The organism is Helicobacter pylori, from assembly GCF_011140715.1.
GTDB classification, from domain to species: Bacteria; Campylobacterota; Campylobacteria; order Campylobacterales; family Helicobacteraceae; genus Helicobacter; species Helicobacter pylori_DA.
On sequence record NZ_SFZZ01000052.1, the window covers coordinates 1 to 15,456 of the forward strand.

A 15,456-nucleotide genomic window follows, 5' to 3' on the forward strand; every position below is an offset into this window, starting at 1 on the left:
GGGCGCTAAAACTTTTATAGAAGCCACGGAGCGTTTTAAAATCATAGAGCCGGTGGATATGTTCATGAACAACCCCACTTACCATGATGTGGCTAATTTTACTTATTTGCCTTGCCCTGTTTCTTTAAACAAACATGCTTTCAATAGTACCATTCAAGGCGTAAAAAAGCCTGACATTTCATTAAAACCCCCTAGAAAATCCTATTTTGATAATCTTTTTTATCATAAATTTAACGCTCAAAAGTGCTTAAAAGCCTTTAATAAATACAGCAAACAATACGCTCCTTTAAAAACCCCTAAAGAGGTTTAAAAAGAGCGGGCTTTATGTTAGAATAAGTCTTTTTATTCAAAGGAGATTGCAATGAATTTAGACCAATTAGAAGTGAGCCATGACGCTGATTCTTTGTGCGTGGTGATTGAAATATCCAAGCATTCTAATATCAAGTATGAATTGGATAAAGAAAGCGGGGCTTTAATGGTGGATAGGGTGCTTTATGGGGCGCAAAATTACCCCGCGAATTACGGCTTTGTGCCTAACACTTTAGGATCTGATGGCGACCCTGTAGATGCGCTTGTTTTAAGCGATGTGGCTTTTCAAGCCGGGAGCGTGGTGAAAGCGCGCTTGGTTGGGGTGTTGAACATGGAAGATGAAAGCGGAGTGGATGAAAAATTACTCGCTCTGCCCATAGATAAGATTGATCCCACGCATTCCTATGTCAAAGATATTGATGATTTATCCAAACACACTTTAGATAAAATCAAGCATTTTTTTGAAACTTACAAGGATTTAGAGCCTAATAAATGGGTGAAGGTCAAGGGGTTTGAAAACAAAGAGAGCGCGATTAAGGTTTTAGAGAAAGCCATAAAAGCCTATCAAGGCTAAAGATTTAAGGGTTTTGGCTCAATTAAGCGATAAAAACCCTTTTTAACGCTCTTTTAAAAGGCTTTGTTCTCATTGGGTGTTGGTGTGAAATGGCTTTATAGTTTAAAGCGGATTTTTATATTAATCCCCCCATAAAAAAGCGCCAAAAACTACAATTTAACGATTTTAACCCCACTGCCGCCTAAATTAATGGGAGCGTCGCTAAAACTCACCACTTTGGGGTGGTTTTTTAGAAATTCTTTCACAAACTTTTCTAAAATCCCGCTCCCTTTGCCGTGGCAAATAAGCACTTCTTCAAAGCCCCCTAAAAGCGCGTCGTTTAAAAAAGCGTCTAGTAAATCCAGGGCCTCTTCGCTGCGTTGCCCCCTTAAATCAAGGTGCAAGCTTGCTTCTTTAGGTTTAGGGATGGTTGTTTTAGGGGGTTTGAATTTGTTTTTAGGGGGTTTTTGGATTTTTTTCAACCAACTCCCATGCGCTTTTAAGCGCATGCCAAGCTCGGTTTCTATCCAATAATAGCCCTTGTCTAAAATTTGCATAACCATCACGCTTTCATTTTTATAGCGTGCTTTTTCGTTAATTTGAAAGCTTGTTATTGTTTGTGGGATCTCTTGGTTTGTTTTATGTTTGTTTAAAATCTCGCTCGCTTTATGGATTTCTTTATGCATGGAGCTGGCATCTTTTGAAGCGACCTCGCTTTTTAAGATATTTAGGGCTTGTTGGTAGGATTTTTCCAATTCCAATTTTTTATTGTGAAAGATTTCTTTTTGTTTTTCCATTTCTAAAAGCCATGCGTTTTTTAAATCTTCTTGCTCTTTTAAAGCGTTCTCTAAACGTTCATTTTTTTGTTTTAATTCCCTTTCTAGTGCACTGGAATTTTCAATCAAAACATTCAATTTTTCCTTATCTTCGCCATAGAAGGCTTTCGCTTTTTCAATCAAAAAATGCGGCACGCCATAGCGTAAAGCGGTTTCAAACGCATAGCTTTTGCCAATAACCCCTTTTAAAAAAGTGTAAGTGGGCCGTTCTTTTTCTTCATCATAAAGAGCGGCTAGTAATTCCACTTCCTTGTTTTCTGCCATTAACACGCTCAGGCGTTTGTGGTGTGTGGTGATAACGATTTGGTTGTTTTGCTTAAGCAATTTTTCTAACAGGGTTTTATACAAACTGCTCGCTTCATCAGCGTCAGTCCCTAGCTCAATTTCATCAACGCCTAAAAGCATGTTTTCTTTGGATAAAAGAGCGCTAAATTGCTTCATTCTGCCGGCGAAAGTAGAGATATTGTTCGCGCTGTTTTGAGGGTCATTAATAATGGCGTGGATTTCTTTAAAATAGGGGATAGTAGAATGATGAGCGTTGATTTTCATAGGAATGAGATGCTTGCTTAAAAAAGCCGCACTTAAAAGTGATTTTAAGAGCATGGTTTTCCCGCCCGCATTCACGCCAGTAACAGCGAGCATGGATTTTTCAAACTTCAAATTTAAGGGCTTTGGCTCTTTTAAAATGGGGTGCGAAAAGTTTTCTAAAACCATTTTTTTTTGCGTAAAGCTTGGCATGACAAATTCTAAATTGTAGGCTTTAGCGAAATTAAGCCGTGCTTGCAAGCTGTCTAAAAAATCAAATTCTTTAAAAAGGAATTTTAAAAATAAAAGGTGTTTTTGCAAGCTATGGCTTAGAGTTTGGCACATTTCAACGATACAACAATCTATTTCATTACCAATTTGCGCGATTTTTTGCGCGATTTTTTGTGCGATTTCAGGCAAAAGATAGAAATAGCCATTAGCGCTCCTTTCTAGCACAACGCCTTTGATCGCACTAGAAAACCCACTCTTCAATAAAAGGCATTCATAACCATGTTTAAGGTGGCTTTGCGTATCCACTAAATAGGGGGCAAACTCTTTAGAGTGGGCGTAATGATGAATGACTTTAGCGTTCTCTTTTTTAAGGCGGTTCAAGCTTTCATTCAAAGCGTCTAGGGTGGCGTTCGCCCCTTGTTTGATTTTGCCTTCATCATCCAATAAAGCGATTAGATCATTAAAAAAGGGGGGTAAAATAATGGCGTTAAGGCGTTCATAAAATTTTAAATGCGTGAAAGTTTTAAAAGCGTTTTGTAAAACGACAATGTAGCGCAATCGTTTAACGATCTCATAGATTTCATCTAAATGGAGCGTCCCTAATTTGGTGAGTTTGACAACAATAAGATCGCTTTCTTTCACGCTTTTAGGGGCGATCAAACCGATCGAATCCACTTCGTTTAAATAAGTGAAAGTCTGTTTGAGATCGTTTTCTAAAGCAATAGTATCTCTTTCTTTTGCAAAAAAGGTTTTAAAAAGAGCGATAAATTCTTTTAAATCCAGGCTTTCTTCTAGGGGTTTTGGTGGGGTATTATTATTATTCATCATTAGGGTTGGATTAAGGGATCTTTTTGAAGCGTCTGACAAGAATCCAAATCCACAAGAACGTCTTTCATAGGGGTTTGTTTTTTGCCTAAAAAGCTTAAAGTCCCGCTCACTAAATTAAAGGTTTGGTTATTGACTTTAATGCCTTTACACAACAGGGTTTCCCCCCTTAAAAACGCTCTTTGCAAAGCGATTTCTTGTTGGTTTTGTTGGTTTTGTTTGTAAGTATAAACGCTGATGCTCGCTCCTATAATCCCTACGATTAAAAAAGCTAAAATCTTTTGTTTGGGGCTAGCTAAACCAAAATCCCTTAAAACTAAAAACAATAAAATCAGCGTTAAAAATAAAACAACCGCTGCACCCATTACATTTCGCCTCTCAATTGATAGGTAATATCCCCCGCTCCAAAACCTATCACAAAGCCTTTTTTAATCGTTTCTACCACCTTATCATTGACTAACAGCTCTAAAAAATCCCCTTTTTTACGCACTCTGTCTATAAAGGTGGGGTTATAATGCTTAAAATGGGCTTTCAAATCAATGTCTCTTTTAGCTTCACTCGTGCTATAAACGGGTAAAATGATCAATCTGTCGCAATGCTCTAAAAAACATTTTTTAAACTCTTCTAAATTGTCCATTAAGCGAGAATATTTGTGCGCTTGCCAGATCACTACAATCTTTTCTTGCGTGTTCAATAAGTTAGCATAAATCCTAGCGCTTTTTAAAGTGGCGCTGATTTCAGTGGGGTGGTGGGCGTAATCATCAATGAGGATGAGCGCGTTTTTTTGCAAAATATCAAAGCGTTTTTTAATGCCTTTGAAATTCAATAAATTATTTCTAATTTCTTCTAAATTTAATTCATCTAAAGCGCTTAAAATCGCCAAACTCGCATTCGTAGCGTTATGTTCGCCTAACCCCCACACCAAAAAAGCCCCCAAATCTTTCAATTCAAATGAAGTGTAAGGCTCACCGTCTTTTAAAATGTATTGGATATTATAAATGTCTTTTTTTTCTAAAACAATAGCGTCTTTAGAATAGTTTTTTAAAAAAGGATCTTCTTTATAGATCACTCTTTTTTGAGCATGGTCTAAAAAATATTCATAAGCGAAGAAAAAACGCTCTAAATCGTGGTTATAATGCTCCAAATGTTCTGGCTCTGTGTTAGGCACAATCGCGGCATAAGGGTTAGAAAATAAAAAACTTGAATCGCTCTCATCGGCTTCAAAAACCAAGCTATCATTCGCGCTCTCTCGCACATTGGAATCAAACTCTTTAGAATGCGCCCCAATAATCGCTCCAAAAAAGGGGAAAATCGCGCTCAACATGGCGGTGATACTGCTTTTTCCATGGGCCCCGCACACGCTAAAAACGCGCTTGTCTTTAAGGATAGAATACAAAGCGTCTTTACGAGATAAAATAGGGATTTCTAATTCCCTAGCCCTTTGTATTTCTGTGTTGTCTTCTTTAATAATGGCTGAATGGATGATGGCATCTTGATTTTTAATCGCCTTTGGATCATGCGGGATATTGATTTCTACGCCTAAAGCTTTCAAATACTTAACGCTGGGGCTTATGGCAATATCAGAGCCGCTGATTGTAGCCCCTTGCGCTTTAAGGTATTTGGCTAAACCTGAAATGCCAATCCCCCCTATACCGATAAAATGGATCTTGCAATCTTGCAGGTTTTTGAGTAAAACTTTTGGGGTTTCAAGCATGATTTTCTCGATAAGTTTCTATGATTTCTAAAGGCTTTTCTAAAAGGGGGGTGTCATAGACAAGGGCTAAACGCACGCAATCAGCACCGATATGATTACGCCCTAAATACAAAGCCGGTAAAGTGGTAATGCCTTCGTTTTGATAAAGCGTTTTGGCAAAATTTTCGCCGTTTTGAACGGGCAGATACACATAAAAACTATAAGGATAAATGAGCGTGTCTTTAAAGATTTTTCGCGCTAGTTTCAAATTATTCGCATAAATATTGCGGAAAAATTCTGCATGCGCATCATCTAGCCAAGCCGCTTCACTAGCCTTTTGGATCGCATTAGCGCTCGTATAGCCTAAATAGGTACGAAACGCTTTGTATTTTTCTAAAATGCTGCTATCCCCAGCGATAAAGCCACTCCTTAGCCCTGGAGCGCTGGAGCGTTTGGAGAGCGAATGGATAACCAAAACATTTTTAAACGCTTCATTACCAATAAGCATGCAAGCTTCTAAAAGCGAAGGGGGAGGCGTATTTTCATAAATTTCACTATAACATTCATCATTGATTAAAATAAAATCATGTTTTAATGCGAGTTTGACCCAACTAATCAGCTCTTCTAAAGAAAGGGTTCTTCCGGTGGGGTTGTTGGGGGAATTTAAGATCACTAAATCCACTTCTTGCAATTCTTTTTCATTCAAGCTTGGCGTGAAATCGTTTTCTTTAGTTAAGGGCATTAAAAGGCTTTTGGCTCTAGAAAATTGGGCTGATCCTTCATAGATTTGATAAAAAGGGTTGGGGTAGGCGATAGTGGGGTTTTGATGATCAAATAAAACAAAACTAGGGAAATTGAATAACACTTCCCTAGATCCTAGCGTGGAGATTAATTCGTTTTCTTTCAATTCTATCTTAAAACGGCGTTTAAAAAAACCTCTTTGAGCCGCTCTCAAACTCTCTTCAAACGCGCTTTTAGGGTAGATATTGAGCGAATGGGTGTGGCTTTTAAGAGCGTCTTGAATGAATTTGGGCGTTTCAAATCGTGGCTCGCCGATGCCTAAATCTAGCCCCTTTTTTTTAGGGGTGATTTCTTTAAACAAGACTCTTAATCGTTCAAAAGGATAAGGCTCAAAGGTCATAGGGCTACTTTAATCTTAAAATGGAATAGTTAATCTTACCTAAAATTTAAGCGTTATGGTGTGAAACCACTAAGAAAGAGTATAATAGCGAGTGAGAATTTAACTGATGAAGAGGTTTAATGCTAGAAAACAGAGTGAAGACCAAGCAAATTTTTATCGGTGGCGTGGCCATAGGGGGTGATGCTCCCATAAGCACGCAAAGCATGACCTTTAGTAAAACCGCTGATATTGAAAGCACTAAAAATCAAATTGACAGACTCAAACTCGCCGGGGCTGATTTAGTGAGGGTGGCGGTGAGTAATGAAAAGGACGCCCTAGCCTTAAAAGAATTGAAAAAAGTGTCCCCTTTGCCTTTAATCGCTGATATTCATTTCCATTATAAATTCGCTCTCATTGCCGCTCAAAGCGTGGATGCGATCAGGATTAACCCCGGAAACATCGGATCTAAAGACAAAATCAAAGCGGTGGTTGATGCTTGCAAAGAAAAAAACATTCCTATAAGAATTGGCGTGAATGCTGGGAGTTTAGAAAAGCAGTTTGATCAAAAATACGGACCCACCCCAAAAGGCATGGTAGAAAGCGCTTTGTATAACGCCAAACTTTTAGAAGATTTGGATTTTACTGATTTTAAGATTTCTTTAAAAGCGAGCGATGTGATGCGCACCATAGAAGCTTATAGGATGCTACGCCCTCTTGTGATCTATCCTTTCCATTTGGGGGTTACTGAAGCGGGTAATCTTTTTAGCTCCAGTATCAAATCCGCCATGGCTTTAGGGGGGCTTTTAATGGAGGGCATTGGGGATACGATGCGCGTATCCATCACAGGGGAATTAGAAAATGAAATCAAAGTGGCTAGAGCGATTTTACGCCATAGCGGGCGTTTGAAAGAAGGGATTAATTTGATTTCTTGCCCCACTTGCGGGCGTATTGAAGCCAATTTAGTGGATATGGCGAGCAAGGTAGAAAAACGCCTAAGCCACATTAAAACCCCTTTAGACATTAGCGTGATGGGGTGCGTGGTGAATGCTTTAGGTGAAGCCAAACATGCAGACATGGCGATCGCTTTTGGGAATCGCAGTGGTTTGATCATTAAAGAGGGTAAAGTCATTCACAAATTGGCTGAAAAGGATTTGTTTGAAACTTTTGTGATAGAAGTGGAAAATTTAGCTAAAGAAAGAGAAAAAAGTTTAAAGGATTAGGCATGATCAATAAATTTAAAAATTTTGTGAGCAACTACCAGCAATCTAACCACTATAAAGAGCCTTTAGGCTTTGGTATTGCCAGAGTGGATATTGCCCCTATTTCTAAAAAGATTTTATGCACCACTTACCCCGTTTTGAACTGGAAAGATGAAAATTTAGGCTCTTATGCGGTGTTTTGCAACTCGCTTTCTAAAGAAAAAATCCTAAAAGAGAGCGCGAGCGAGCGCATTATTGAGATTGATGAAAGTTTTGTGTTAAAAGCGCTGGATTTTTATACGCCCTTTTTGAATGAAGCCTATTCCAATAAAATGACTCATAAAAACATCCAAGTGGTTTTAGAGCTTTTAAAAGCTTTAGAAGAAAATCGTTTGAAAAATAGCGATGGGGAGTCTCTTTATCGCTTGGTGATCTTGTATGAAGATAAGCCTTGCGAGAGCGTGGAGAGCGCGTATATGAAACTTTTAGCGCTCTCTTTAGGTAAAGCCCCTTTAAGGAGTTTGAATTTAGAGGGTATTTTTAACCAGCTTTCTAATGCGGCTTGGAGCGGCAACAAGCCTTATGAATTAGAATGGCTTAGAATGAACGAAGTGGCTTTAAAAATGCAAGGCAATTTTCCTAGCATTGATTTTATAGATAAATTCCCACGCTATTTGATGCAATTAATCCCTGAGTTTGACAATATCCGCTTACTGGATAGCTCAAAAACGCGCTTTGGAGCGTATTTAGGAACTGGTGGTTACACTCAAATGCCCGGGGCTAGTTATGTGAATTTTAACGCAGGGGCTATGGGAGTGTGCATGAATGAGGGGCGTATTTCTTCATCGGTGGTGGTGGGAGCAGGCACTGATATTGGTGGGGGAGCGAGCGTTTTAGGCGTTTTAAGCGGAGGGAATAACAACCCCATTAGCATCGGAAAAAATTGTTTGCTAGGGGCTAATAGCGTTACCGGAATTAGTCTAGGCGATGGCTGTATTGTGGATGCAGGCGTTGCGATACTAGCTGGGAGCGTGATAGAAATTGAAGAAAATGAGTTTAAAAAACTTTTAGAAGTGAATAGCGCTTTAGAAAAACATGCCAATAATCTTTACAAAGGCAAAGAGCTTTCCGGCAAAAATGGCGTGCATTTTCGTTCCAATAGCCAAGATGGTAAGCTGATTGCTTTTAGGAGCGTGAAAAAAATTGAGTTGAATCAAAACCTGCATTAAGGATTAAAAGAATGCTCAAAAAAAGTTTGTTATTGCTTATTTTTTTAATCTTACAGCTTAGCGGCGCTGAAGAAAACAATCAAGCCCAAAAAAACACGCCCCCTGAATTAAACCCCGCTAACGCTAAGGGCGCGCCAAACCCTAACGCCCAGATCACCCCTAAAAACGATAATTCTAATCTGTTAGACAAATTAGGATCGCCTGAAAACGCTCAAACCGAGCTTTCTGCCGGTATTGAATTGGCTAAAAAGGGCGATTATCAAGGGGCTTTTAAGCTTTTTTCCCAATCGTGCGATAATGGCAATGCGGCCGGGTGTTTTGCAGTGGGGGCGATGTATGCTAATGGGGTAGGGATCCAAACGAACCGATTAAAAGCCGCTCGCTATTATGAAATGGGTTGCAGTGGGGGCGATGCGACCGCTTGCGCGAATCTGGCTCAAATGTATGAAAACAAGAAAAATGCGGATACGAACGACAAAGAAAACGCTCTCCAATTGTATGCGGTGGCTTGTCAAGGGGGGGATATGATCGCATGCAATAATTTGGGCTGGATGTTTGCTAACGGGAGTGGAGTCCCCAAAGATTATTACAAAGCGATGGGTTATTATAAGTTTTCATGCGATAATGGGAATGATATGGGGTGTTATAATCTGGGCTTGATGTCTAATGTGAATAATATTTATGGCATTGATAAGGCCAAGCTCAGTCAAGTGGATTTGAATTATTTGGCGTGTAACGCTGGGGATATGATGGGGTGTGCGAATTTAGGCTGGATTTATGCGAATGGGGATTTAGGGGCTCCTTTGAATAACCACTATGCGGCGAAATATTTTCAAATGGCATGCGATGGGGGGATTTTGGGGAGCTGTAACAATTTAGGCGTGCTGTATCAAAAGGGCTTAGGCGTGCCTCAAGACGATCAAAGGGCTTTGGATTTATTCTCGTATGCATGCGATAATGGTTTTGAGTCAAGCTGTCGTAATTACGGGAATTTCAAAGAGCATTTATTGCGCGTGAATCCTAATTACGGGCGCTTGTTCATGCCGTATCATTCTTATGAGATACCCTAGTAATAGCCATTTCTTAATCAATTCAGCCACAAATTGCGGTTTTTTCAAAAGTTTAAGCTCTTTTTTTTTTTTTTGATTTAATACTCGGTGTGATTTTGATCTTATTTAAAAGGAAGAGCTATGAAAGCAACACAAAGCACCATTAACGACTTTTTTGCCTTAACAGGCACGATATTTTCTATCCCTGTATATCAGAGGAACTACACTTGGGCAGAAGAAAATTGTGAAAAATTCCTGCAAGATATTGTCAGTATTTCTCAAAATAAGAAAACGCATTTCATGGGTTCTATCACTTATATTTTGCATTTGATTGATGATGAAAAGAGCTTAAGACAACTGCAAGAATTTGTCATCATTGACGGGCAGCAAAGGGTTACTACCATCATGCTTTTGCTTAAAGCCATAGAAACAAAGATACAAAATGAAGGGATAAAAAAAGAGATTGATAATCTACTCAATCTTTCGGGACAAAGGTTGCGCCTAAAGCCCATTAAAAGCGACAAAGAAGCCTTTGATTTAGTCATGCAAAATCGATCGCATGAACTGCAAGGTGTATCACACATTAGGAATAATTATAGATTTTTCACCAAAGAGCTTGAAAATTATATCAGCAAAGGGTATCGCATAGAAGAGATTTATGGGGCGTTTTTGCGGCTTAAAATCGTAGCCATAGGCTTAGAGTTGGGCGAAGACGATCCGCAAGTGGTGTTTGAAAGCATTAACGCCACAGGCGTGCAACTAAAAGGGCTAGATCTCATCCGCAACTATCTGATGATGGGGGAAAATTCTGACAACCAAAAACATCTCTATGATACTTATTGGGTTCCTTTAGAAAATTGGCTTGGTGAAAAGGATTTGAATGATTTTATCAAAACTTATCTGAGAATCTATTTTGAAGATAAAGTCAAAGAGGGAGAGCGCGAAGTGTATTACGCGCTAAAAGACCACCACAGAGACAATTTCCCTAACGATATACAAGGTCTTATGAGCGATATGCGAGAGTATGGCAGAATCTATCAAATCTTTTTAGACAGAGATCATTATTTTTTAGAGCGTGGAGACTCGCAGCAGTTAGCGAATTTACGCTTGCGCATTAAAGATCTCGTAAAAATCAAATTTGGCGTGGCAAAGCCCTTTGTTTTGCGTTGTGCTAGAGATTTTGAAGAAGGCAAATTAGATTATGAAAATTTCTACGAAATTTTGCAAATCCTTATCAGCTACTTCGTGCGCAGAAGCGTGTGCGGAGATTCTACCCCTACGCTTACCAGAGTTCTTTATTCTTTACACAGACAGCTAGGGGAAAATGTTTCAGCCGATGCATTCAAGCGGTATCTGGGCAAGAGCGTTGGTCAAGCGGCGTTCCCCAATGACGATAAAATTAAAGCGGCGTTTGCTGTTCGTAACGCTTATTCAGCAAATCAAGCGTGCAAATTCATCCTGCTTGAGATAGAAAAATTAAGTAACGCCGAACCGCCCAAAGAAGAGAATTTAGAAGTGGAGCATTTCTACCCCCAAAAACCCACACAAGAATGGCGCGATAGGGTGGGGGACTATTTCACTTTTGAGCAAGACTACCTCAATAATTTTGGGAATCTGACCCTATCAGGGCAAAATCAAAAGCTTGGCAACAAACCTTACGAGGCAAAAATTGCGCTTATGGAACAACACAGCTCCTTGCATTTAAACGACTATTTCATCAATAACACCCATTCTTGGGGGATAGAGGAAGTGAAGGCTAGGAGCGAATATTTAGCGGATCAATTTTGTCAAGTGGAATTGTTTAAAGATCTGCCCAAAGAATACCGCACCAGAGAGATCAGTAAAACCCTTGATGATGACTTAACTTCCCATAATCTTCAAAGCGTCAGACTCCCCAATCAGCAAAGGAAAATAGTAAGAAACGCTAAGGAATTGGCTAACGCTGTCATAGACTACTTATTAGAAAACGCCAGAGAGGCCTTTGAAAGCTACACGGATGAAGCTCAAAGATACATTTGTTGGGATAAAGCAAAAGCGCAATTAAGGGATAGAGATGGCACTTTGGTTGTGCCTTTTGAAAAATACGGATTCTACTTTGTAAGCAATGCGAGTTATCAAACTACGGGCAGTAATCTTAAAGATCTCATCTTAGGCTGCGATCTCAATCCCAGAGACTTTATTGTGGAATAAACAAGCCCCCCAAAAAATGGGGGGGTTAAAAAGCCCTTATTTTAAAATCACTTACCAAAAGCTTGGCGCAAATGCGTGGTTAGGGAGTTAAGATACTGCTCCACTTGGGGGTTTTTCATCACATCGTTACAAATAAAAGTGGGCAGTGCTGAAAGCCCTAAAAACTGGAACGCTTTATGCAAATGCAAATACACAACATCCACGCCCACCCCTTCAAAAAATTCACTAGGATCGTTAAAGGCTTCAATGGGAGCGTTCCAGGTCAAGCTCAACATGTATTTTTTGCCCTGCATCAAGCCCCCTTTCCCGTAGTTTTTAGTGGGGTTTTGCGAACTTCTGCCATCGCTAGCATAAAGCTTCCCATGCCCTGAAGTGAAGACTTCATCAATGTATTTTTTCACAATCCAAGGCTCGCCCATCCACCAGCCAGGCATTTGCCAAATCGTCGCATCAGCGCTAAAGATTTTCTCCACCTCTTGGCTATGATCATAGCCCTTATCCACGATTGTTGTATCCACTTCTAGCCCCAAAGATTCTAGAGTCTTTTTTGCATGGTTGGCCAAGGTTTCATTGAGTTTCCCCCCAGAGCCCCCAAACGCTTTGGCCCCGTTAATGATGAGTACTTTTTTCATTTTGTTCCTTTTTTAATAAAATAGGGGGGAATTTTATCCAAATGAAACTTAATATTAAAGAAATTCCCTCAATCTCAATAAAAACTAAAAAACAATCAATTGCCACTACATTATTTTTATTATGTTAAGATAATGAAAATTTCTATTTGAGGAATGGCGATGTTCTACGATGAAAAAAAGACTTATCAAAAGATTGAAGAACGCCTTGATATCATTCGTTCGTTTAACGCTCATAACGAGCATAAAAACTTGCAAGACGAGTTTAAGGGGGCGGGCATTTCTAGGCGTGATTTATTGAAGTGGGCGGGCATGATGAGCACAGCGTTAGCTTTGCCGGCCAGTTTTACCCCCTTGACTTTGAAAGCGCTAGAAGTGGCTAACAGATTGCCCGTGATCTGGTTGCACATGGCAGAATGCACCGGCTGTAGCGAGAGTTTGTTAAGGAGTGCAGACCCCACCATTGATAGCATTATCTTTGATTACATCAACCTAGAATACCATGAGACCATTATGGTAGCGAGCGGTTTTCAAGCCGAAAAAAGCTTGCATGACGCCATAGAAAAACATAAAAACAATTACATTTTAATGGTAGAAGGCGGTATCCCCCAAGGCACAGAATACTTTCTCACTCAAGGCCCAAACGCTGAAACGGGAGCTGAAGAGTGCAAGAAAGCCGCCCAACACGCAGCCGCTATTTTTGCCATAGGCACATGCTCAAGTTTTGGGGGCGTGCAAGCGGCTTACCCTAACCCCTCTAACGCGCAACCCTTGCATAAAATCATTGATAAACCCGTGATCAATGTTCCCGGTTGCCCGCCTAGTGAAAAAAATATCGTGGGCAATGTGCTTTATTACTTGATGTTTGGGGCTCTCCCTAAATTGGATGCCTATAACCGCCCCTCTTGGGCTTATGGGAACAGAATCCATGATTTGTGCGAAAGGAGAGGGCATTTTGATGCGGGCGAATTTGTGGAACATTTTGGCGATGAAAACGCTAAAAAGGGTTTTTGCTTGTATAAAATGGGCTGCAAAGGGCCTTACACTTTCAACAATTGCTCCAAACTCCGCTTCAATTCACACACTTCTTGGCCCATAGGTGCAGGGCATGGGTGCATAGGGTGTTCTGAGCCTAATTTTTGGGACACGATGAGTCCTTTTGAAGAGCCTTTGGCGAATCGCTCCATTAAAACCGCCTTTGATGGCTTAGGGGCTGATAAAGTAGCGGATAAAGTCGGCACGACTTTGCTGAGTGCAACCGCTATTGGCATTGCCGCGCATGCGCTCCTTTCTAAAGCGATCAAAAACAAGTAATAAGGGATTAACATGTCAAAAAAAATAATAGTCGATCCTATCACCAGGATTGAGGGGCATTTAAGGATTGAAGTGATCGTAGATGATGATAATGTGATCACCGATGCGTTTTCTTCTTCTACGCTTTTTAGGGGGCTAGAGACCATTATTAAGGGCAGAGACCCACGAGATGCAGGCTTTATCGCTCAAAGGATTTGCGGGGTATGCACTTATTCGCATTATAAGGCCGGTATCACGGCGGTAGAAAACGCTCTAGGCATCACCCCCCCATTAAACGCACAATTGGTGCGATCTTTGATGAACATGGCGTTGCTTTTTCATGATCATGTGGTGCATTTTTATACTTTGCATGGGCTTGATTGGTGCGATATTATGAGCGCTTTAAAAGCCGATCCCATTCAAGCGGCAAAACTTTCTTTCAAATACAGCCCTTATCCCATTAATACCGGTGCGGGTGAATTAAAAGCGGTTCAAAAACGCTTGAATGATTTCGCTAAAAGCGGATCGTTAGGGCCTTTTAGTAACGGCTACTATGGGCATAAAACCTATCGTTTAAGCCCAGAACAAAATCTAATCGTCTTAAGCCACTACCTCAAGCTTTTAGAAATCCAAAGGGAAGCGGCGAAAATGACCGCTATTTTTGGGGCCAAACAGCCTCACCCACAAAGCCTAACGGTGGGGGGTGTTACGAGCGTTATGGATATATTGGATCCGACGAGATTGGCTGAATGGAAGAGCAAATTTGAAGTGGTGGCCAATTTCATCAACCATGCTTACTACCCGGATTTAGTGATGGCGGGCGAAATGTTCGCTAATGAGCCATCCGTTATTAAAGGCTGTGGCTTAAGGAATTTTATCGCTTATGAAGAAGTGTTGCTTGGGAGGGATAAATACCTTTTGAGTAGTGGGGTGGTGCTTGATGGGGATATTTCCAAACTGCACCCCATTGATGAGAGTTTGATTAAAGAAGAAGTTACGCATTCTTGGTATCAATACGAAAATACTAAAGAAGCACAACTCCACCCTTATGACGGGCAAACTAACCCGCATTATACCGGTTTAAAAGACGGCGAGAGCGTGGGGATTGAAAATAAAATCATTCCTGCTAAAGTGCTTGACACTCAAAATAAATATTCTTGGATAAAATCGCCCAGATACGATAGTAAGCCCATGGAAGTAGGCCCTTTAAGTTCCGTAGTGGTGGGTTTAGCGGCGAAAAACCCTTATGTTACTGAAGTGGCTACTAAGTTTTTAAAAGACACTAAACTGCCTTTAGAGGCGTTGTTTTCAACGCTTGGGCGCACGGCTGCAAGGTGTATTGAAGCTAAAACTATCGCTGATAATGGCCTTTTAGCGTTTGATGCGCTAGTGGAAAATCTAAAAAGCGATCAAAGCACTTGCGCTCCTTATCATATTGATAAAAATCAAGAATATAAAGGGCGCTACATTGGTCAAGTGCCAAGGGGCATGCTAAGCCATTGGGTGCGTATTAAAAACGGCGTGGTGGAAAATTATCAAGCGGTGGTGCCTTCTACTTGGAATGCGGGGCCTAGAGATTCTAAAAATCAAAGGGGGGCTTATGAAATGAGCTTGATTGGCACTAAAATCGCTGATTTAACCCAGCCTTTAGAAATCATTAGGACTATCCATTCTTTTGACCCATGCATCGCATGCTCGGTGCATGTGATGGATTTTAAAGGGCAGTCTTTAAACGAGTTTAAAGTAGAGCCTAATTTCGCTAAATTCTAAAAAGG

12 protein-coding genes and 1 pseudogene are annotated in these 15,456 nt (G+C 40.4%); 8 read left to right on the forward strand and 5 right to left on the reverse strand.

Features of this window, described 5'->3' with window-relative positions:
• Together EWZ81_RS04965 and ppa are read left to right on the forward strand one after the other, a co-directional pair.
• Positions 1-310, forward strand: a pseudogene (locus tag EWZ81_RS04965) (glycosyltransferase family 25 protein); the annotation flags it as partial.
• A 51-nt stretch (positions 311-361) separates the two neighbouring features.
• Positions 362-883 (forward strand): inorganic diphosphatase, encoded by a 522-nt coding sequence (ppa, locus tag EWZ81_RS04970; RefSeq protein ID WP_001047005.1) that lies wholly within the window; start codon positions 362-364, stop codon positions 881-883.
• Between the two features lie 149 nt (positions 884-1,032).
• On the opposite strand, the gene EWZ81_RS04975 is transcribed toward ppa, so the two are convergent.
• The 4 genes from EWZ81_RS04975 to EWZ81_RS04990 are packed head-to-tail and all read right to left on the reverse strand — an operon-like array spanning position 1,033 to position 6,113.
• Complete coding sequence (locus EWZ81_RS04975) at positions 1,033-3,282, reverse strand: endonuclease MutS2 (protein WP_425251282.1); 2,250 nt, start codon at positions 3,280-3,282, stop codon at positions 1,033-1,035.
• The gene (locus tag EWZ81_RS04980) at positions 3,282-3,644 is read right to left on the reverse strand and encodes a hypothetical protein (protein WP_078296881.1); all 363 of its coding nucleotides are present in this window, start codon (positions 3,642-3,644) and stop codon (positions 3,282-3,284) included. Before EWZ81_RS04980 ends, EWZ81_RS04975 begins: the two co-directional genes overlap by 1 nt.
• The gene (murC, locus tag EWZ81_RS04985) at positions 3,644-4,993 is read right to left on the reverse strand and encodes a UDP-N-acetylmuramate--L-alanine ligase (protein WP_165549218.1); all 1,350 of its coding nucleotides are present in this window, start codon (positions 4,991-4,993) and stop codon (positions 3,644-3,646) included. The genes EWZ81_RS04980 and murC overlap by 1 nt, the downstream gene beginning before the upstream one ends.
• A complete protein-coding gene (locus EWZ81_RS04990; protein ID WP_165549219.1) occupies positions 4,986-6,113 on the reverse strand; it encodes a succinyldiaminopimelate transaminase in 1,128 nt (375 codons plus the stop codon). Before EWZ81_RS04990 ends, murC begins: the two co-directional genes overlap by 8 nt.
• Positions 6,114-6,232: 119 nt before the next feature.
• Between EWZ81_RS04990 and ispG the strand changes: the two genes are divergently transcribed.
• The 4 genes from ispG (at position 6,233) to EWZ81_RS05010 (ending at position 11,759) form a co-directional block, all read left to right on the forward strand.
• Positions 6,233-7,312, forward strand: a complete 1,080-nt coding sequence (gene ispG / locus EWZ81_RS04995) for a flavodoxin-dependent (E)-4-hydroxy-3-methylbut-2-enyl-diphosphate synthase (RefSeq protein ID WP_000892453.1) — start codon at positions 6,233-6,235, stop codon at positions 7,310-7,312.
• Between the two features lie 2 nt (positions 7,313-7,314).
• A complete protein-coding gene (locus EWZ81_RS05000) occupies positions 7,315-8,520 on the forward strand; it encodes a 2,3,4,5-tetrahydropyridine-2,6-carboxylate N-succinyltransferase (RefSeq protein WP_165549220.1) in 1,206 nt (401 codons plus the stop codon).
• An 11-nt stretch (positions 8,521-8,531) separates the two neighbouring features.
• Positions 8,532-9,590: a tetratricopeptide repeat protein gene (locus EWZ81_RS05005; protein WP_165549221.1), complete on the forward strand. Its 1,059-nt coding sequence runs from the start codon at positions 8,532-8,534 to the stop codon at positions 9,588-9,590.
• 120 nt (positions 9,591-9,710) lie between these two features.
• Positions 9,711-11,759 (forward strand): DUF262 domain-containing protein, encoded by a 2,049-nt coding sequence (locus EWZ81_RS05010; protein WP_165549222.1) that lies wholly within the window; start codon positions 9,711-9,713, stop codon positions 11,757-11,759.
• 47 nt (positions 11,760-11,806) lie between these two features.
• On the opposite strand, the gene mdaB is transcribed toward EWZ81_RS05010, so the two are convergent.
• Entirely contained in the window at positions 11,807-12,391 is a 585-nt protein-coding gene (mdaB, locus tag EWZ81_RS05015; RefSeq protein WP_165549223.1) for an NADPH:quinone oxidoreductase MdaB, read from the reverse strand.
• A 159-nt stretch (positions 12,392-12,550) separates the two neighbouring features.
• On the opposite strand from mdaB, the gene EWZ81_RS05020 reads away from it, so the two are divergent.
• Both EWZ81_RS05020 and EWZ81_RS05025 read left to right on the forward strand, forming a co-directional pair.
• Positions 12,551-13,702, forward strand: a complete 1,152-nt coding sequence (locus tag EWZ81_RS05020) for a hydrogenase 1 small subunit (RefSeq protein ID WP_165549224.1) — start codon at positions 12,551-12,553, stop codon at positions 13,700-13,702.
• Positions 13,703-13,714: 12 nt separating this feature from the next.
• A complete protein-coding gene (locus EWZ81_RS05025; RefSeq protein WP_165549225.1) occupies positions 13,715-15,451 on the forward strand; it encodes a nickel-dependent hydrogenase large subunit in 1,737 nt (578 codons plus the stop codon).
• Positions 15,452-15,456 lie beyond the last annotated feature (5 nt).